This is a genomic window from Desulfofundulus sp. TPOSR (genome assembly GCF_011393055.1).
Taxonomy (GTDB): Bacteria; Bacillota; Desulfotomaculia; order Desulfotomaculales; family Desulfovirgulaceae; genus Desulfofundulus; species Desulfofundulus kuznetsovii.
The window spans coordinates 1,600,917-1,619,579 of sequence record NZ_JAAOEF010000001.1; the positions used below are offsets into that span (position 1 = coordinate 1,600,917).

Below are 18,663 nucleotides of genomic sequence, written 5' to 3' on the forward strand. Positions count from 1 at the left end.
TAGATAGCATAAAGACAGTATCGATGGCAATCCGCAGAGAGCCAGAGCCGGCCCGAAGCGAACCGAGGTGCTGTCGGCGCGGAGCACATGAGTGAGCGGGACAACACCGTGCCTTAAGTTGGAAAGTGAATTCGGGTGAAAACGGGGGTGCTGTTATGGCGGCCGGCAAAGGGCCGGTGGTGGCCATCTCCGGTTACTACGGTTTCGACAACCTGGGGGATGAGGCGGTCCTCTACAGCCTGCTGGAGGCTCTGCGGGAGGTGTGCCCCACCGTCCGGCCGGTGGTCCTTTCCCATGCCCCTGAAAGAACCAGTGCTCTCTACGGCGTAGAGGCGGTAAACCGCTGGCGGATAGGGGAAGTCTACCGCGCCCTCACCAGAGCCGATCTGCTGCTCAGCGGCGGGGGCAGCCTGCTGCAGGATGTCACCGGCCTCAAAAGCCTGGTTTACTACCTGGGGGTGGTCTGGCTGGCCCGGCGCCTGGGCAAGCCGGTGGTTTTTTACGCCCAGGGCATCGGCCCCGTAAAAAGTAAAACCGGCCGGCTGTTGATGCGCCTGGTGGCCAACGATGTACAGCTCATTACCGTGCGGGACGAAAATTCTGCCCGGGACCTGGCGGAAATGGGGGTAACCCGCCCCCCGGTGGAGGTTACCGCCGACCCGGTGCTGGGTCTGGACCCGGCCCGGGCGGATAGGGAGAAAGGGATGGAGATCCTGGAAAGGACGGGGGTTTTTGAACCCTCAGCCGGCCGGGATGGGAGGGACAACCAGCCCGGATCAACCCCATCCCCCGGGGAGGCATGCAGTGCGGGCAAACCCCACCCCCTGGTTGGGGCCGGACCGGCTTTGGGTGAAGGCGGGGGCAGGGGAAGTACAACAGCCCCCGTGGTGGGAGTATCGGTGCGGGAATGGCCCGGCTTTGGGGGGGAACAACAGCGTGTCCTGGCCCGGGTGTGCGACGACCTCTGTCACCGGGGCTACCGGGTGCTTTTCATACCCCTGCAGTACCCCGAAGATCTGGCCGTGAGCCGGGAAGTGACCGCCATGATGCGGGAGCGGGCCGCCGTTCTGGACCGGGGGCTGACCGTCGGTGAGGCGGTTTCCCTGGTTGCCTGCCTGGACCTGCTCGTCGGCATGCGGCTGCACGCCCTGATCCTGGCGGCGGTAATGGGTGTGCCGCCGGTAGGAATAAGCTACGACCCGAAGGTTGACCGTTTCCTGGAACAGCTGGGGCTGCAGCCTGCGGGGCAGGCAAGCGGCCTGGAGTACGCCGCCTTGAGCCGGGCAGTGGATGAGGTTCTGGCCGATCCTGCTGGGTTCAGGGCCAGTCTGGCCCGGATGGTCGGCCCCTTAAGGGAACGCGCCCGGGCCACCGCCCGGCTGGCCGGCGCATTAATGGAAGTTGGAGGTTGGAAGTCGGAAGTTAGAAAATTCGATTAGTTAAACTTGTCCCGGGTGAAAAATTTTTTTGACCTTTTACACTGGAAAAATTGCGAAAACAAGGTATTGTTTATCTGGGGAGGTAATTTCGCGTTGCGTAGTGTGAAAAAATTAGTTGCCCTTCTGCTGGGGGGGACCTTTCTATGGGGCTGCACGGCCGCCTTTGCCGTTCAACCGGCCGGGGCGGATAGTGCTGCCGCCGGTTCCCAGGCCGTACAGACCACGGTGGTGGGCAGGCCGGCACCGCAACCCCTGGTTTCCAGGCCGCCTGCCGGTCAGATCCAGACCCTGGCCCCGGGCGTCCGCTATTACCCCATTTCCGGCCGCACCTGGCAGGGTGAACCCCTGAAGGGGCATGTGGTGGAGGTAGACCCCGGCCAGGCCCTGCTGGAGGTGCGGGTGGCAGTGGCCGGTGACGCCCTGGGCAATAAGGAAACTTTGAGCCAGCTGGCCGCCCGCCACGGGGCGGTGGCCGCCGTAAACGGGGGATTCTTTGATCCCTCCGGGGGACACCCCATCGGCAGCCTGGTCCAGGACGGCCGGCTCCTGACCACCTCCGAGATTTTGCGCACCTCCATTGGTATCACCGGGCGCAACCAGGTCCAGTTTGGTTACTTTGCGCCCCGGGTGAGTGTACGTTTTGGCTCGTCCGGGCCCCTTGCGGTGGCGCGGGTCAATACTTCTCCCGCACCCGGGGGCATTACCCTTTATACCCCGGCCTGGGGTGAGCGCGCCGGTTCCGCCGGTGACGGTATTGATGTGGTGGTGCGCCCGGAGACGGAAAAAAGCAACCGGTACATAGTTTCGGAAATTGGTTACGGGGGCAGCCCGATTCCCGGGGACGGTTATGTACTCGCTTTCCGGGGTGAGGCGGTTGCAGAAGCTGCGGCGCTGGCCGTGGGTACCCCGGTGATCCTGCAGTTTGACTGGGGACCCGGCTGGGAGGGGCTGAAGCACCTGGTTACGGGCGGTCCCCTGCTGGTGGATGAAGGGCAGCCGGTACTGCAGGCGATTATGGAAGGGTTCCGGGGGAGCGTCCTGGAGCCGGCACCCCGCACGGCCATCGGTGTAAACGGCAAGGGCCAGCTCCTGCTGGTGGAGGTGGACGGCCGGCTGAAAGATTGGAGCGCCGGTGTCACCCTGGAGGAACTGGCCTACCTGATGACCGACCTGGGAGCGGTGCGCGCTGCGGCCCTGGACGGGGGCGGTTCCAGCGGCCTGTGGGTTAAGGGCAAGCTGGTCAGCCGGCCATCCGACGGCCGTGAGCGGGGACTGGCCAACGCCATTCTGGTGCTCCGCCAGGTGCCGGTTTACCTGAACGGCAAGCGCCTCTTCTTTGACGTACCTCCGGTGGTGGACAAGGGGCGCACCCTGGTGCCCATGCGGGGGATTTTTGAGGCCCTGGGGGCCACGGTGCACTGGGATGAAAAAACCAAAACCGTAACGGCAGCCCGCGGCGGGCGTACGGTCAGCCTGACCCCGGGTAAGGGTGAGGCGCTGGTCAACGGTAAAACGTTGCCCCTGGACGCCCCGGCCCGGGCGGTGGAAGGACGCACCATGGTTCCCCTGCGGTTTGTGGGCGAGGCCCTGGGGGCTGCCGTGACCTGGCAAAACGCCCCTCCGGCAGTAATAATAGAGGCAAAATCTGTTGATTAGTAGATACTCTCGCAAAACCATAAACGAAACGGGCGGCGGTCGTCCCTTAAGGAGCGACATTGCGGAGGGCCGGATACGAAACACGGCGCAGCCGAGGTTAGCGAACCGGCAGCGCGAATCGCGCTGGTAACAGTATCAATGGAATGATTCGGCTACTTAAGCTGTAGTTATCCATGAAGAGAAAAAACCTCCGGCGCATATGCAGCGCTGCCAGGTTCGCTCCGAGGCAAGCCGATGTTTCGTCCGGCCCGCAGCACGGAGCGACGGGGGACGACCGCCGCCCCGGATAGTTATGAGAAGTGAAAGGTGAGGATCACCATGACCATGAGGGCAAATAAGTTCCTGGCTGCCGTTCTTGCCATATTCCTGGCTGCCGCTGCCATCCTTCCCCTGCCGGCCGCGGCCCAGGAAGCGGCGGTGGAGGTGGAATACCGGGACGATATCACCGTTAACCACCCCTACTACGTGGAGCAACTGCCCGGCGGCAACCTGCTCATGACCCGGGTGGGACACCTGTCCCCGGCGGTGGTGGAAGTCACCCCGGCCGGGCAGGAGGTATGGTCGTACCAGGGCGTCCAGGCCGCCGCGGCCCGGCGCCTGGCCAACGGCAATACCCTCATTGCCGATTCCGGGGCACCGGGCCGCCCCTTTGTACCCCGGGTAATAGAAGTGAACCCGGCCGGCAGGGTGGTCTGGGAGTACCGGCTGCCTTCCCCGGCCCGGGCACCGCGGTACGCCCAGCGCCTGTCCGGCGGCAACACCCTGATCACCCTGCCCTACCAGATTATCGAGGTAACGCCGGACAAAAGGGTGGTCTGGTCCTACGGCTGGGGCAGGCCGGTGCCGCCCGGCACGCCGGGCCACCTGGCCAACCCGGTGCAGGCCGTCCGGCTGCCCAACGGGCACACCCTGATTGTGGACCAGGGTTTTACCGGGGGGCGGGTGCTGGAAATCGACGCTAAAAAGCAGGTGGTCTGGCAGGTGGGGGACGGTACGTATGGCCCACCTCCCGCCATACGAAAGGCCGCGCCGGACGCAACGGGGAATAACGAAGATCAAAACGGCAAAACTATCGTTCCCGGCCGGGACGGGGCAACCGCCAGCACTACAGCGGCAACTGAAAAAGTCAGGCTCAAGCGCCCCACGGGTGCCGTGCGTCTTCCCAACGGGAACACGCTGATTGCCGATGCCGGCACTTCCACCTTATTAGAAGTATCTCCAGACCGGCAGATTATCAGTTCCTGGTCCTGGAGGGGTGCGCTGGCCGGCCTGCCCGTGATGAACCAGTGGCTGGTCACTCCCCTGGACCAATCCAGGGTGATCGTACCCCTGACGCTGACCAGCTCCAAATCCCGCGTGCTGGTGGTCACTTCTCCAGCCTTGCTCCCATACGGCGCAGGGTTTGCTGCACCCAACTGATCTGGGCGGGGCCGAAGCGGGCCGGCGCCTCGCCGTACAGGACGGCCCGGGCCGCTGCCGCCCCCGCCGCATCCCCCAGCACGCATAAATTGGGAATAACCCGGATTTCCGCCCAGGCCAGGGAGGAGGCACCGGTGGCATACCCCGGCACCAGCAGGTTTTCGGCCCCGGGGGTGACCAGCATGCGGTAGGGAAGGTAGACGGGGTTCTGCGGCTCTCCGCCCTGCCGCTCCCAGTCGGGGCGCACGGTTCCCGTGACCGGCCAGGTGTACACGCCGTTTTGTTTTAAATCCCGGCAGGTGTAGGCGTTGATATCCATGGCATAATAACCCAGGCCGATGCGGGTGGGGTAGTTGGCCGCATCGGCTGCGGGCGAGGGTATCCGGGAATTGTTTGCGGTTAATTTTGCAGCACCGGTTTTACCGGTCCGGCCCCGGGTGCCCGCCTGGCCGGACCCGTCCCCCGCTCCCTGGCAGGCCTCTGCCGTCAGGGCATAGTTTGTGTTCTCCGTTCCATGGCCCACCTTTTCCGCATCCAGGGGCAGGTGAATGGTTTCCCGCAGGTAGAGAATATCCCCCACCACCGGCTCTCCCCGGCTGTCCCGCACCAGTTCCGCCCCGGCAAAACCGTAACGTTGCCCCGTGGCAGGATTGACTGTGGAAAACTGCCGCAGCGCTTCCAGAAAGGCCGGGTTTTTCAGCATCTCCCTGGCCTTGAGCCGGGCGGTGTCCACATCCAGGTAGTCTTCACGCATGGCGGGGTAGCGGGAAGTGCCCCGGTCCCGCAGGCAGGCCCGGCCGTCCACGTTGAAAACCACCAGGGCGTTCACCCACCACTGGGAGCTGTCCCGGCCGTCGGAGGCGGCGTTTAACGGCTTCAGGGCAAAGCCCCGGGGGGCGTAGTGGTCGTTGAAGGCCCTTACCACCGGGTTTTCCCTGAAAGTGCGGCTGCCTCCGGCAATACCCAGGCCGCCCCGGGGATCACGGGTAAAGGTCAGGTCACCTATCGTTAGCACCCTGCCGGCTCGCGGGGGAGGTGTTTCCACACCCCGCACTTTAAACATCAGGGTGGCCGCCTGCTGGCGGGCCAGCCCCGCGGTAGTGATGCGGGCTGTTTTTTGTTTCTGCGGTAATTCCCGTTCCGAGTCGTCAAGGTACCCTGCCGGCCAGTCGTAACGCCCGCTGGTGGTGGTGACTCCCGCCAGGCGCGTCAGGCGGCCGTCGTCCGAGGCGTCCACAAACACCTGCCCCTTCACCCGGCGCACGTCGCTGCCCCAGCGGGTTACCCCGTTCCGGTCCGGGAAAACTTCCCGCAGAACCAGCTGTGCAATGCGCCGGGGATGGCTGGTATAATCTACCGCTTCTATATCGTGGCACCAGAGAATAGAGATATTATCGTGCTTTGCCAGGTCCGCCCGCAGCAGGGTGGCCATGGTTCCCGGGTGGTAAAACTGCCCGGTCTGGCCGTACCAGCGGGCGAAGGAACCTTTAGCCACCAGTTGCCCCCGCCAGCGCCGGAGATCAAAAAAATTTTGCCCGCCGATGGTGCCGGTACTGCCCAGGGCCGGTACGGGGTCCGGTACCACCAGCAGGATGGACTTATGCGGGGCGACCAGGGCGGCGGTGCGGGCCGCGGCGCAGCCGGCAAAGCTGCCGCCGTAGATCACGATGTCGTATTGTTCTACCCTGCCGGTTACGCCGGCGTCGTGCCAGGCGGCAAGCAGGAGGAGGGATAGGAGGAAAAGGATTAACAAAAGGAATGTAAAAAGACGGCCGCCGGCAAAATACCACGGCCGGTAACCGTTTTCATGCAAGGGCCAGGTTTTGTTGTCCATACCATTGCCACCTTGTCGTAAATTTTGTCCGGCAAAAGGGTTGGCCAGGAGAAAGACTCCTGTGGTATAATATTCCTGTTTTAAGCTCGAAGCTTTAGCGTAGTCCGCTTGCAGTCGTTCGCTCCGGACCCAGCACTCACTAGCATATCAGGTCTTTAAAAACCTCGGGTATCAATTAAGCCTGAAATACCAAGAGCTGAGTCGTATTCTGGTGAGTGCTGGGCCGCATCAGTGTCAAAACGATTTACTGAAATATTTAGGGAAAGGAGTGTCACACCGGCTGCGGCCGGAAAAGCGCATGCTGGACGTACAGTCGATACAAAAAATTCTCCCCCACCGCTACCCCTTCCTTCTGGTGGACAGGATTGTGGAGGTGGAAGAGGGAAAGCGGGCCGTGGGCATTAAAAATGTCACCATCAACGAGCCCTTTTTTGCCGGGCACTTCCCCGGCCATCCGGTAATGCCCGGGGTCTTGATTATTGAAGCCATGGCCCAGGTGGGGGCGGTGGCCCTGTTGCAAATGCCGGAGTTTGCCGGTAAGCTGGCTCTTTTTGCCGGTATCGATAAGGCCCGGTTCCGCCGCCAGGTAGTACCCGGGGACCAGCTGCACATTGAAGTCCAGATTCTCAAAATGCGCGGAAACATTGGCAGGGCGGCGGGTCGGGCGCTGGTGGGAGACCAGCTGGCGGCCGAAGCGGAGCTCATTTTTGCCGTAGAACAGGGAAGTTAATCAAATTTTCCTTGAGCAGGCAATAAGTTAAAAAAGCTTGTCCAGAATCCACCGCACCCCATTTATCACCCTCCGGCATCATATAGCGCAGTTTGTAGTTATAAAGTTCATAATGGTACAATACCTCTGATACTACGGGTTATTGTCGGTTGCGGAGGGATAGAGCTTGTTCAAAATGTTGCTGGGCCTGTTGCTGGCCGGCGGAATTACCCTGGCGGCAACCCCCTGGGTGCGGCGGCAGGCCTTCCGTTGGGGAGCGGTGGACCGGCCCAATGCCCGCAAGGTGCATAAGGGTGTTATGCCGCGATTGGGTGGTCTGGCGGTATACGCAGGTTTTGTTACGGCCGTTCTGGTTACCATACAGCCCACCCGCAGTCTTTACGGGCTGCTGCTGGGGATGACGTTGATCATGCTCCTTGGTGCGCTGGATGATATCCGGGGCCTTTCACCCCGGGTGAAGCTGGCCGGGCAGGTGGCTGCGGCACTGGTCCTGTTGCCTCTGGGTGTGCAGGTATATTTTGTCACCAATCCCTTTAACGGCCATATAGTCGATCTTGGATGGCTGGGTATTCCTATTACCATTTTCTGGGTGGTAGCCGTTACCAACGCGGTCAATTTAATTGACGGGTTGGATGGTCTGGCCGGCGGCGTTTCCTGTATTGCCGCCTTAACTATGGCGGTGGTGGGCTGGACACAGTGGCAGATTTTTGGTGCCGCAGGGCAGCGGGAAATAATCATGCTGGCCTTATTGCTTGCTGCGGCATTGCTGGGCTTCTTACGCTACAATTTTCACCCGGCTAAAATCTTCCTTGGTGACTCCGGTTCCATGCTTTTGGGTTATACCCTGGCCGTAATGGCCATCATGGGTTTGACCAAGAGTGTAACTGCCGTTTCGGTGCTGGTGCCCCTGGTTATTCTGGGCATCCCCCTGCTGGATACCTTCTTTGCCGTATTGCGCCGCTACCACAGGCATCGGCCCATCTTCCAGCCGGATAAGGAGCACCTGCATCATCAACTGCTGGCCCTGGGACTTTCCCACCGGCAGGCCGTCCTGGTGATTTACGGCATCAGCGCCCTGCTGGGAGCCAGCGCGGTGGTATTGAACCTGGTGGCTACCGATCAGGCCCTGGCCCTGCTGGTTGTACTGGCCGTTGTGGTCATTGCCGCGGCAAACAAAGTGGGCGTGATTGGTAGAGCCCCTGAAAAGGATCGACAGATGTCGAGCAGGTTATAGAGTGGGTCACAGCAGCGGTCCTGCCAGGTTGGAGGACCGCTTAATTTTACATGATGGGGGTGTTGCTTTTTGCAGATCCGTAAGGCCATTATTCCGGCGGCCGGTTTGGGGGTACGTTTTTTGCCGGCCACCAAAGCACAGCCCAAGGAGATGCTGCCCATAGTCGACAAGCCCACCATCCAGTACATCATTGAAGAGGCGGTGCATTCAGGCATTGAAGATATTCTGATCATTACCGGACGCCATAAGCGGGCCATAGAGGATCATTTCGACAAGTCTCCAGACCTGGAGGAGCAGTTAAGGGCCAGGGAGAAGCTGGGGCTGCTGGAACTGGTTCAGGATATCAGCGAAATGGTTGATATATATTACGTACGGCAAAAGGAACCCAGGGGCCTGGGCCATGCCGTATACTGCGCCCGGAAGTTTATCGGCAGCGAGCCCTTTGCCGTGCTCCTGGGCGACGATATCGTGCGCAGCAGGACGCCGTGCTTGAAACAGCTTTTAACCCTCTACGAAGAAATGCCCGGCACCATCCTGGCGGTGCAGGAAGTACCCCCGGAAGACGTCAGCAAGTACGGGATCCTGGACGCCGAGCCCATCAGGGAAGGCGTTTACCGGGTACGGGATCTGGTGGAAAAACCGGCTCCCGATGAGGCCCCCTCCCGCCTGGCCATCATGGGCCGTTACATAATTGACCCGCGTATCTTTGACATACTGGCCGAAACACCCCCCGGGGCGGGCGGGGAAATCCAGCTTACCGACGCCTTAAGGGTTCTCTGCCGGGAGCAGCCCGTGTACGGCCTGGCCTTTAAAGGGCGGCGCTACGATGTGGGAGATAAGCTGGGCTACCTCAAAGCCATGGTGGAATTCGCCCTGGACCGGCCGGATCTGGGTGAAGAATTTGCGGCCTATCTCAAGGAGATTGCCCGGACCCTCTAAGGGCCCGGCAGGTACGGGAGCCGGTGGCAAAGGCCGGCTCCTGCTGGGTTACTGGGTACTGTCGCAAAACCAGAAACGAAACGGGCGGCGGTCGTCCCTTAAGGAGCGACCCAGCACTCACTGGAACACCTATCTCTTTAAAATAGCCGTTTCTCATGTGCCTGCAACGCTACTTCGAAGAAGTGCTTTACCAGTGAGTGCTGGGCTGGAGGGCCGGATACGAAACACGCCCAGCACTCACAAGAGCCCATAACCTTCATAGGCCGTTAACTTGGATCTGAGCTTTAACTACCTGTCAAGTAAGTTGCGTCCGGTGAGTGCTGGGCAGAGGTTAGCGAACCGGCAGCGCGAATCGCGCTGGTAGCTGTATCGATATAATAATTGAGCTACTTAGGCTATAACTATACACGAGGAAAGTGCACTTCCGGCGCATATGCAGCGCTGCCAGGTTCGCTCCGAGGCAAGACGATGTTTCGTCCGGCCCGTAGCACGGAGCGACGAGGGACGACCGCCGCCCCGGGTAGTTATGCGACAGTATCTCACTGAAGACGAAAGGAGTTAATCATGCGGGTTCTGGTTACCGGCGGTGCCGGTTTTATTGGTTCCCATGTGGTGGAACAGCTGGCGGCCTGCGGGGCAGATGTTGCGGTGCTGGATAATCTCTCCCGGGGCAGCCTGTCCAACCTGCACCCTGCGGCCAGCCTCTATCATGGAGATATCCGGGACGAAGAGTTTGTGCGGGAAACCCTGGAGCAATTCCGGCCCCGGGTGGTCATTCACCAGGCGGCCCAGGTGGACGTACAGGCCTCCCTGGACGATCCCGCCCGGGACGCCGCAGTAAACATTGGCGGCACCCTCCATCTGCTGGAGGCCTGCCGGCGCACCAGGGTGGAAAAGGTGATCTATGCCTCCTCGGCGGCTGTTTACGGGGATCCCCTCTACCTGCCCGTGGACGAGGAACATCCCGTTCGTCCCCTGGCAGGGTACGGCATTTCCAAGCATACGGTGGAACACTACCTGGAAGTTTACCGGGGGCTTTACGGGCTGGATTACACCGTGCTGCGCTACGCCAACGTTTACGGCCCCCGGCAGGACGCCACCGGTGAGGGGGGTGTGGTGGCCGTTTTTGTCCACCGCCTGCTGCAGGGAGAAGCTCCCTGTATCTTTGGCGACGGCGAGCAGACCCGGGATTTCGTTTACGTGGGGGATGTGGCCGCGGCCAACCTGGCCGCCGTCAAAAAAGGCAGCGGCCAGGTTCTTAACGTGAGCACCGGCCGGGCCACGTCAGTGAACGATCTATTCCAGCTGCTGCAAAAAATTACCGGTAGCAAAATAAAAGCCCGCTACTGCCCGCCCCGCCCGGGGGACATTCGCCACAGCTATTTATCCTGCGACCTGGCGCGAAAAACCCTGGGCTGGCAGGCCCTCACGGACCTGGACGCCGGTTTGAACTTGACCGTGGAGTGGTATAGAAAAGAAAGGCGCCTATTTATGAACGGTTCTTGAGTCCCCGTGTCCGGTCGAGGCCTTGCTTTTCCGGCTCTGTCTAACCTGCCGGAGATATTCTTCAAACATCTTTTGTTTCTTTTCAAGCTGTTTAAGCAGTTTTTGGCTATTCATGCATTACACCCTCCCAGCGGGTATTGTTACCATAATATGGTTGAATTATACCCCTTTTGCAAAGTGTTCCCGGGTGTCCCGGCCTTCAAATGGAAGTTGGAAGTCGGAAGTTAGAACAGAGGTATAAATTCCCTGACCCCCGGTAAACTAAGGCCTGTAAATTAATACTGACGGAGGGAAGGGAAGATGAATCCTTATTTACAAATTCTCATCCGGGGTATCGGGGCCTTTCTGGGGGTGCTGGTGATCACCCGGCTGGTGGGTAAAACCCAGGTGGGCCAGCTTACGGTAGCAGACTTTGTCAATGCCATTGTGATCGGCTCCATAGCTGCGGCCATGGTTACAGATTTAAAGGAAAACGGCTGGTATTATACCTTCGGCCTGCTGCTTTTTGGCCTTTTGACGGTTATTTCGGAGTATGCCTCTTTAAAATACCGCCCCCTGCGCAAGTTAATTGAAGGCGAACCCACTGTGGTCATTCATAACGGTAAGATCCTGGAAAATAACATGAAAAAGTTAATTTACAATGTGGATGACCTCATGATGCAGCTGAGGGAAAAAAATGTGTTCAATATTGCCGATGTGGAGTTTGCCGTGGCCGAGCCAAACGGGGGGCTGAGCGTGCTGTTGAAAAGCCACAAGCAACCTCTTACTCCCAGCGATATGCAGGTACCTACCAGGTATCAGGGCATTCCTTCGGAGTTGATTGTGGACGGTGTAGTAATCCAGCAAAACCTGAAGCAAAACAACCTCACCGAGGACTGGCTCTACCGGGAGCTGGAAAAGCAGGGCATCAAATCGGTCAAGGATGTCGTGTACGCCAGCCTGGACGCGGAAGGCAAATTGTATGTGGACAGAAAAGAGGACACCATGCAGCATGTTACAGATATTACCGACAAACTTCCCGGCAAAATGCCCCAGTAGACACCCATGACGTATTCAGCGCCACAAACTGAGGGTGAAAATGGCCGCCGTTTTGTACGGAGCGAGCGACATCGAGCCAGCACTCAACCCAGCAATCAACAGACCTGAAAGACATTATGTTTAGCCGCTCGTCATTTGAAGTCTGTTGAGTGCTGGGCAAACTTAGCGAGCCCGAGGGCGGAGGTGGGGGCTGAGGGCATGGATGCCGGGAATGGAGGTTAGAGGCCGGAAGTTGGAAGTCGGAAAAGAGGGAGGAATTCGCGCAGAGAATTCCTACAGCAGTTCCGGCCTCTGACATCTGACTTCCAACGTCCGAATTAAAGGGGGGACTTGACTTGGCAACCAGAATTTCTTTCGGTACCGACGGCTGGCGGGGCATTTTGGCCCGGGATTTCACCTTTGATAATGTGGCCCTGGTGACCCGGGCGGTGGCCGATTACCTTGAAGCCCACCATCTGGCCGGACAAGGGGTGGTGGTCGGTTACGACAACCGTTTCCTGTCGGAACAACTGGCCGCCACCGTGGCCGGCGTCTTCACCGGACGGGGTATTCCCGTCTATCTTACCGGAAGGGCCACTCCCACCCCCGTTACCGCCTTTGCCATCAAGGAACACCGGGCCGGGGGGGCCGTAATGCTGACGGCCAGTCACAACCCGCCTGAATATAACGGTTTTAAGTTTATCCCGAAATATGCCGGGCCGGCCCTGCCCCACATTACCCGGGAGATTGAAGATAATATTCACCGCCTGCAGGCAACCGGGGAACACGAAGGCGGGCCGGCTGAACCTTCCGGGGATGCTGCTCAAAAGATCGACCCCCGGCCTGCTTACTTCCAGCACATCACAAAGCTCATTGATCTTGACGCCATTAGAAAGGCCCGTTTAAGGATTATCGTGGATCCCATGTACGGGGCGGGTATCGGTTACCTGGAAGATATTCTGGCCGGTGAGGGGATCGAGGTGGAAGCAATTCATAACCGGCGGGATCCCCTTTTCGGCGGCAGTCTCCCCGAGCCGACCGGTAAGTCCCTGGGAGAGCTGCGCTCCCTGGTCCTGGAGCGTGAGGCCCATCTGGGCCTGGCCCTGGACGGTGATGCCGACCGCTTCGGCATCATTGACCGGGACGGCACCTATATCGCACCCAACCTGTTCCTGCCCCTGCTGTACTACCACCTGCTCCAGATCCGGGGTGAACGGGGGCCGGTGGCTCGCACCGTGGCCACCACCCATTTGCTGGACCGCCTGGCCCGTGCTTTTAATCAAGAAGTTTACGAGACACCCGTTGGCTTCAAGTACATCGGCCAGCACCTGCTGGAGAAGAACTGTCTTTTAGGGGGGGAAGAAAGCGGCGGGTTGTCCATTCGCGGGCACATTCCGGAAAAAGACGGCATCCTGGCCGGGCTTCTGGCGGCGGAAATGGTGGCCGCCCACGGCAAAAGCCTGACCGGCCTGGCCTACGAGGTTTGGTCCCGTTTTGGCCGCCTGTACAGCGAGCGGCTGGACATTCATACGTCGGCGGAAGAAAAGAAAAGGGTCCTGGGTGTATTAAAGGACCTTTATCCTCCGGAAATTGGCGGCTTGAAGGTGGAGCGGCGCATCGCCGTGGATGGGATCAAGCTGGTGCTGGAAAACGGCGCCTGGGTGCTGGTGCGGGCTTCGGGCACCGAGCCCCTTTTCCGTATTTACGTGGAGGCCAGTACTGAAGATGAACTGCGCCGTCTCCAGCAGGCCGCGCGGACCATGCTGGGGCTGTAGGAGGGCTGCTAATATAAGCATTATGGAAGGCAAGCCGGGCAATCTTTAGCCCGGCTTTGCTTAATTCCGGCACGTAACTGTGGTATACTTATAGTAAGAAAATCAAACCACAATGGGGGAATTCTATTATGAGTTGTGAAGTAATGCGTGTTACCGCCAAAGGGCAGTTGACAATTCCAGTCTCGATCAGAAAAAAGCTAAATATTCGCGAAGGTGATTACCTGCAGGTCTATCTGGAGGACAATGAGATACGCATGAAAAAGATTGAACCGGTCCGGCCATTGAGTGCCGAAGACCCCATCTGGCGGCTCGTTGGCATAGGAGAAAGCGGGGAAAAGGATATTTCCGTAAACCACGATTCCTATCTTGCCGAAGGAGAAATTAAGCGGTGGAAAGAATAATGGTGGATACAAGCGCCATATACGCCCTGCTTGACAGGTCGGACAACATGCACCAGCAGGCCGTTTCCATATTGAAAGAACTGAGCACAAAAGGTGTAGCGGTGGTAATTACAAATTTTATTGTTGCTGAATGTCATGCGCTGCTTGTCAGCAGGTTAAGCCCGGAAATAGCCCGGGCCTGGTTGAAAGGATTGTGCTGGCCGGTGGAACGGGTTAATGAAGAGGATGAAAATAGGGCCAGAGAAATTATCTTTACCTATTCTGATAAATCTTTTTCTTTTACCGACGCTACCACCTTTGCGGTCATGGAACGCCTGGGAATAAGCAGTGCTTTTGCTTTTGATCGCCATTTCATTCAGTTTGGCTTTAATCTGTACGGGGTGGAATCTTAATTGCGAAGTGCTGGCGGTAAAAGTGAGTGGCTTATAGTTTTCTGGCCGGGGTTGCTACTTCCGCAGGGCGTTCACCGCCTGGGCAAGCCCGGCGATGCTGGCGGCCAGGTTCTCCAGCTTGGTTTCAATACGCACCAGCAGGTAGGCGGTGACCACAATGGGAAAACCTATTGTCTCTTAGTCACGACTTGAGCCATTTTAACAAAAGGGTTCAAGACTTCGCATAAGAGTCCTAATGCGTCGTTGAGAGTGCCTTAACGACGCATTATTATGCAGGAAACGGGGTGCTAAGGGGCGAATTTAACGACGCATTAGTATGGTGGTGATGAAAACGGGATGGAGTCCGGGTTTGCCGGGTACCTGAGAAGCCGGGGCCTGTCTTCCAATACTGTAGCTTCTTATCTCACGGCCCTGCGGGGTTTTGCCCGCTGGTGCGAGGGGACTTACGGATCTTTCGACCCGGCAGCGGTGACCCCGCTGGATGTGGCGGACTACCGGCGGTATCTGCTGGACAGGGGCAGGAAGCCGGGGACTGTAAACCACGCCCTGGATGTGCTGGGCAGCTTTTTCTCCTGGGCGAAGGAAGAAGGTATCGTCCAGTCGTCGGATCCTACCGACGGCGTGAAGAGGGTTCCTGAAGGCAGGAAATCCCCCAGGTGGCTGGACAGGAAGGACATGGGAGCCCTCTTCAGGGCCGTGCAGAAATACGGTACGCCCAGGGATAAGGCGCTGGTATTCCTGCTCCTGCACACCGGGCTGAGGGTATCCGAGGCCTGCTCTTTAAAGGTGGCAGATGTGGTGATAAGGGAGCGTTCGGGTAACGTCGTCGTCCGCCGTGGGAAGGGGGAGAAGTGGCGGGAAGTGCCGCTGAACGCCACGGTGAGGAAGGTGCTGGCCGAATACCTGGACGTTCACCCGGGCGGGGAGTGGCTGTTCGTGAGCCGCAAGGGAAATAAACTTTCGGTGCGGGCCGCCGAGCGGGTCGTCGAGAAGTACGCGGGGCTAGCAGGGCTTGAAGGCGTAACTCCCCATGTGCTGCGGCACACCTTCTGCAAGATGCTGGTGGACGCAGGGGAGAGTTTGGACCGGGTGGCAGTATTAGCGGGCCACTCCAACCTGAACACTACGGCCAGGTACACCAGGCCGGGGGTGCAGGATTTGGAGAAGGCTGTGGAAAAGCTGTCGTGGGAATAGGGGCACGCGCGTGCCCCCTATTTTTTATGGAAGCTCCTTCCTATATCGGTTTCTAGCCAATAGGCCCTGCCTGGAGAGAGCGTCCACTATGAAGGAGTAGAAAAGTTGGTGACAGCTTTTTGTGGCAAGGTCACTTCGCCCCCCCCTTAACACCATTAACGGGGGTTGACCTGGTGGTTGAAGACGTCTGTCTTATAACCGGACAGGTGATAAGAGTAGAGGCGGAAAAACCCCTTCTCTAATCAAGTAGCCTTTTGGCCGCTTTTTGATTTTATTTTAGTTTTTTCATTTTTCCCTCACCTGCTCAGGTATAGGGCCCTGGGCTCTTTAAAAAAATCTAAACCGGAGTAAAAAGGAATTTAGGCTTACAATGTCGAAGGAAATACTTTTATAATTAAAGTAATAGTAAAGGGGGTCAGAGAATGAATGGGCTCTCCTGGGCTGAGGCTGCGTTAAATACGCTTGACCTCTGGCTGGATTCACAAAACCCTCGAATCGATGTTAGCGAGAATGCAAGCCAGGAGGAAATCCGATTACAACTTTTAAAAAATGAAGAGATAATTGAGTTGGCAAGCGAGATAGTTCAGGCAAAACGTTTATTACCTGGTGATAGAATTATTACATGTATCGAAGATGGTAAGCATGTTGTTTTGGAAGGTAATCGTCGGGTATGTGCATGCCAGATGCTCCTTGATCCCACTTTAATACCCCCAGAATACCAAAAACGATTTCCAAAAGCTGATAGCGAGGAGCTAATTTTAAACATTAGTTACATAAAAGCAGATATAGCACCCAACAGGAGAGAAGCCGAAACTATACTTACAAAGCGTCATACTGAACCAGGTATTAAAAGATGGTCACCAATTGCTAAGATGCGAAGAGTTGTAAGATGGTTCAATAAGGGCATGTCTATAGATGAAATTGCATATAGGCTTGGGGCATCGAAAAATAATGTTCGGCGTAGCATTCGTGAATATAACCTGCTTAAGTATGCGCATAATTTGCCTGGATGGACAGATGAAGAGTTAGAAATTTTGAAGGGCGAGAAATTAGCAGTTAATCCTTATACTAGGTTTTTTACTTTGTCTCGGACTAAAGAGCTTCTAAAACTGGAATTTGATGATAAGGAGCGACCTATATCCAGTCTACCACCTGAAATTTTTAGCATTTTAATGCGTTGTATTGTGAGAGCATTCTTGCTGCCAGATCCCTCAACAGGCAAGCCGTGGGCTAATACGCGGACTAAGCCAGATAAGATAATTAAAAAATGCTGTGAATTCCATGGAATAGATCTTGATAAACTAGAAGATACAGTAAATATAGCACAACAGTCGCCCGAAAACAATATTTTAAAAGAAGAGACTCATGATGTAATAGATGAAATAGTAGATAATATGCCAAAAGAGGCACAGGAGTCGGCAAAAACAGAGATAGTTCAAAATAAATATCCAAAACGGAAGAGGTTTTTTGAAGAATTAACATGCCTTGCAAGTGATCAGCGTCTCATTCAATTAGTGAATGAAATTAAAATGATTAATCACATCCGTATGCCTATAGCTGCAACTATGCTTCTTCGTGCTCTTCTTGAGTCATCTCTTCGGTACCATCTTGTACGAGTTGGCAAATGGGATGAATTATGTCGTACTTCAAAAAGAGATCCTGGGTTGCAACAAATAATACTTTATTGTGTTAATAAAAATAACAATGTTTTTAAAAATCAAAGAGCAAGAGAAGTATTGAACGCTTTTTCTGGCTCGGGATTTAAAGAAGTTTTTGATCTAGTTGTGCATGGCACTTGGGCCGATGCTAATTACTTAACATTAGAGCAGGCGTCCTCGTTATTGAGGCCGTTAATTACGTATATATTGAACGATGAGCGTTGGGGTGGTTAAAAATTGCCAAACAATATTTTAACTAGTCCTTTACGATATCCCGGAAGTAAGTCATCATTAACAGATTATATAGCTGCAATTATTGAAGAGAATCTTCTTTCTGGTTGCACTATTTATGAACCGTACGCTGGTAGTGCTGTAGTATCCTTGGAAATGCTTCAAAGGGGATATGCGCAAAATGCAGTTCTTGTTGAGAGAGATCCGTTGGTATATGCTTTTTGGAGGGCTGTTTTTTCTTGTGGCGAAGAGCTATGTGAAAAAATTAAAGAATTAGAGGTTACCATTGAAACTTGGGATCAATTTCAACGTTTTAGAGCAATTGACGATCCAGCAGGCCATTCTATCTTAGAATTGGGCCTGGCCGGTTTGTTCTATAATCGTACCAATTTTTCCGGTATAATTGGGGCAGGTCCTATTGGAGGTTATAGCCAATCATCTAACTATCGGATCGATTGTCGTTTCAATAAAGCTCGAATCATTCAACAGATTCGTGATTTGCAGCATCTAAAAAATAGGGTTAGCGTTATATTCTCTGATGCCTTGGAGTTTATGAAGAAGTATGAAGAAGAAATCGAAAATGGTTTCAGTTTTGTCTATATTGATCCCCCGTATTATACTCAAGGTAAAAGATTGTATCGGTATTATTATGATGATTACGACCATCAAAGACTTGCAGAATATATATTATCTAAGCAATTTCCATGGCTTTTAAGTTATGATGATCACCCTGTGATTAGGAAGTTATATGCTAGGGCGCCTCTACAACCGATTTATGTTGATTACTCTGCGAAGACCTCTCGCAGAGGAAACGAGTTATTAATTTCAAATCTCGTTATTCCACCACTTTCTCTTGATAGCCCGAAGTGTGAAATTGAAGCCTGTTGAGATATGGTCGCTAATTACTTTTTCCGCAACATGCGAATATTTTTATTTTTTGTAGAGTAAGCTTTGCTGAAAGGTGGTTTTAACTCATTTCACTGCTGGTGCTATCAACGGTATGATTATAGTCGTTCACGTGCGGGTTGATCCTGGCTGGTAAGGTAGGGTTAAAAAAACAATTACAAGTAGTGGGCTTTGCGTTTAATTTCTGTAGTTAACCGAATAAAGCGGGGCTTTGAGGGCCGGTCTTACACCTTTTTCGGGGGGGTGTTAACTCTTAAAGAGTCATTTCGCTCAACTTTTCGGGAGGTGATTCTTTGGGATAACAATTATCCGGGGAATGATTTCCCGGGTAA

16 protein-coding genes are annotated in these 18,663 nt (G+C 55.9%); 14 read left to right on the forward strand and 2 right to left on the reverse strand.

Features of this window, described 5'->3' with window-relative positions; all coding sequences use genetic code 11:
* Nucleotides 1-155: 155 nt before the first annotated feature.
* The 3 genes from G7K71_RS07950 to G7K71_RS07960 all read left to right on the forward strand — a co-directional run bounded on the left by G7K71_RS07950 (nt 156) and on the right by G7K71_RS07960 (nt 4,514).
* Nucleotides 156-1,439, forward strand: a complete 1,284-nt coding sequence (locus G7K71_RS07950) for a polysaccharide pyruvyl transferase family protein (RefSeq protein WP_166344769.1) — start codon at nt 156-158, stop codon at nt 1,437-1,439.
* A 102-nt stretch (nt 1,440-1,541) separates the two neighbouring features.
* Complete coding sequence (locus G7K71_RS07955) at nt 1,542-3,095, forward strand: stalk domain-containing protein (RefSeq protein WP_313884932.1); 1,554 nt, start codon at nt 1,542-1,544, stop codon at nt 3,093-3,095.
* A gap of 318 nt (nt 3,096-3,413) precedes the next feature.
* The gene (locus G7K71_RS07960; RefSeq protein WP_166344771.1) at nt 3,414-4,514 is read left to right on the forward strand and encodes a hypothetical protein; all 1,101 of its coding nucleotides are present in this window, start codon (nt 3,414-3,416) and stop codon (nt 4,512-4,514) included.
* On the opposite strand, the gene G7K71_RS07965 is transcribed toward G7K71_RS07960, so the two are convergent.
* On the reverse strand, nt 4,462-6,348 hold the full coding sequence (locus G7K71_RS07965; RefSeq protein WP_166344773.1) for an FAD-dependent oxidoreductase: 1,887 nt from the start codon (nt 6,346-6,348) through the stop codon (nt 4,462-4,464). The genes G7K71_RS07960 and G7K71_RS07965 overlap by 53 nt on opposite strands.
* A gap of 298 nt (nt 6,349-6,646) precedes the next feature.
* Between G7K71_RS07965 and fabZ the strand changes: the two genes are divergently transcribed.
* From fabZ to G7K71_RS08005, 8 genes are all read left to right on the forward strand, one after another.
* The gene (gene fabZ, locus G7K71_RS07970) at nt 6,647-7,078 is read left to right on the forward strand and encodes a 3-hydroxyacyl-ACP dehydratase FabZ (protein WP_041283646.1); all 432 of its coding nucleotides are present in this window, start codon (nt 6,647-6,649) and stop codon (nt 7,076-7,078) included.
* 166 nt (nt 7,079-7,244) lie between these two features.
* Nucleotides 7,245-8,312 carry a glycosyltransferase family 4 protein gene (locus G7K71_RS07975; protein WP_166344775.1) on the forward strand — a complete coding sequence of 356 codons (1,068 nt, stop codon included), beginning with the start codon at nt 7,245-7,247 and terminating at the stop codon, nt 8,310-8,312.
* Between the two features lie 69 nt (nt 8,313-8,381).
* The gene (gene galU / locus G7K71_RS07980; RefSeq protein ID WP_013824358.1) at nt 8,382-9,251 is read left to right on the forward strand and encodes a UTP--glucose-1-phosphate uridylyltransferase GalU; all 870 of its coding nucleotides are present in this window, start codon (nt 8,382-8,384) and stop codon (nt 9,249-9,251) included.
* A 564-nt stretch (nt 9,252-9,815) separates the two neighbouring features.
* The gene (locus G7K71_RS07985) at nt 9,816-10,757 is read left to right on the forward strand and encodes an SDR family oxidoreductase (protein ID WP_166344777.1); all 942 of its coding nucleotides are present in this window, start codon (nt 9,816-9,818) and stop codon (nt 10,755-10,757) included.
* Between the two features lie 300 nt (nt 10,758-11,057).
* The gene (locus tag G7K71_RS07990) at nt 11,058-11,795 is read left to right on the forward strand and encodes a DUF421 domain-containing protein (RefSeq protein WP_166344779.1); all 738 of its coding nucleotides are present in this window, start codon (nt 11,058-11,060) and stop codon (nt 11,793-11,795) included.
* A gap of 335 nt (nt 11,796-12,130) precedes the next feature.
* Nucleotides 12,131-13,549 (forward strand): phosphoglucomutase/phosphomannomutase family protein, encoded by a 1,419-nt coding sequence (locus G7K71_RS07995; RefSeq protein WP_166344781.1) that lies wholly within the window; start codon nt 12,131-12,133, stop codon nt 13,547-13,549.
* Between the two features lie 128 nt (nt 13,550-13,677).
* Nucleotides 13,678-13,950, forward strand: a complete 273-nt coding sequence (locus G7K71_RS08000) for an AbrB/MazE/SpoVT family DNA-binding domain-containing protein (protein ID WP_166344783.1) — start codon at nt 13,678-13,680, stop codon at nt 13,948-13,950.
* The gene (locus G7K71_RS08005; RefSeq protein WP_166344785.1) at nt 13,938-14,342 is read left to right on the forward strand and encodes a PIN domain-containing protein; all 405 of its coding nucleotides are present in this window, start codon (nt 13,938-13,940) and stop codon (nt 14,340-14,342) included. Before G7K71_RS08000 ends, G7K71_RS08005 begins: the two co-directional genes overlap by 13 nt.
* Before the next feature lie 54 nt (nt 14,343-14,396).
* On the opposite strand, the gene G7K71_RS08010 is transcribed toward G7K71_RS08005, so the two are convergent.
* Entirely contained in the window at nt 14,397-14,513 is a 117-nt protein-coding gene (locus G7K71_RS08010) for a YvrJ family protein (RefSeq protein ID WP_166345212.1), read from the reverse strand.
* Nucleotides 14,514-14,678: 165 nt separating this feature from the next.
* Here G7K71_RS08010 and G7K71_RS08015 point away from each other — a divergent pair, with 165 nt between their 5' ends.
* The 3 genes from G7K71_RS08015 to G7K71_RS08025 all read left to right on the forward strand — a co-directional run bounded on the left by G7K71_RS08015 (nt 14,679) and on the right by G7K71_RS08025 (nt 18,313).
* Entirely contained in the window at nt 14,679-15,536 is an 858-nt protein-coding gene (locus G7K71_RS08015) for a tyrosine-type recombinase/integrase (RefSeq protein WP_166344787.1), read from the forward strand.
* 422 nt (nt 15,537-15,958) lie between these two features.
* A complete protein-coding gene (locus G7K71_RS08020; RefSeq protein WP_166344789.1) occupies nt 15,959-17,428 on the forward strand; it encodes a hypothetical protein in 1,470 nt (489 codons plus the stop codon).
* Between the two features lie 3 nt (nt 17,429-17,431).
* Nucleotides 17,432-18,313 carry a DNA adenine methylase gene (locus G7K71_RS08025; RefSeq protein ID WP_166344791.1) on the forward strand — a complete coding sequence of 294 codons (882 nt, stop codon included), beginning with the start codon at nt 17,432-17,434 and terminating at the stop codon, nt 18,311-18,313.
* The last annotated feature ends 350 nt before the right edge of the window (nt 18,314-18,663 follow it).

Excerpts from the sequence above, each read along its gene's own strand:
- G7K71_RS07950 (WP_166344769.1), top strand. The coding sequence starts at position 156 with ATGGCGGCCGGCAAAGGGCCGGTGGTGGCCATCTCCGGTTACTACGGT.
- G7K71_RS07960 (WP_166344771.1), top strand. The coding sequence starts at position 3,414 with ATGACCATGAGGGCAAATAAGTTCCTGGCTGCCGTTCTTGCCATATTC.
- G7K71_RS07965 (WP_166344773.1), bottom strand. The coding sequence starts at position 6,348 with ATGGACAACAAAACCTGGCCCTTGCATGAAAACGGTTACCGGCCGTGG.
- fabZ (WP_041283646.1), top strand. The coding sequence starts at position 6,647 with ATGCTGGACGTACAGTCGATACAAAAAATTCTCCCCCACCGCTACCCC.
- G7K71_RS07985 (WP_166344777.1), top strand. The coding sequence starts at position 9,816 with ATGCGGGTTCTGGTTACCGGCGGTGCCGGTTTTATTGGTTCCCATGTG.
- G7K71_RS07990 (WP_166344779.1), top strand. The coding sequence starts at position 11,058 with ATGAATCCTTATTTACAAATTCTCATCCGGGGTATCGGGGCCTTTCTG.
- G7K71_RS08000 (WP_166344783.1), top strand. The coding sequence starts at position 13,678 with ATGAGTTGTGAAGTAATGCGTGTTACCGCCAAAGGGCAGTTGACAATT.
- G7K71_RS08015 (WP_166344787.1), top strand. The coding sequence starts at position 14,679 with ATGGAGTCCGGGTTTGCCGGGTACCTGAGAAGCCGGGGCCTGTCTTCC.
- G7K71_RS08020 (WP_166344789.1), top strand. The coding sequence starts at position 15,959 with ATGAATGGGCTCTCCTGGGCTGAGGCTGCGTTAAATACGCTTGACCTC.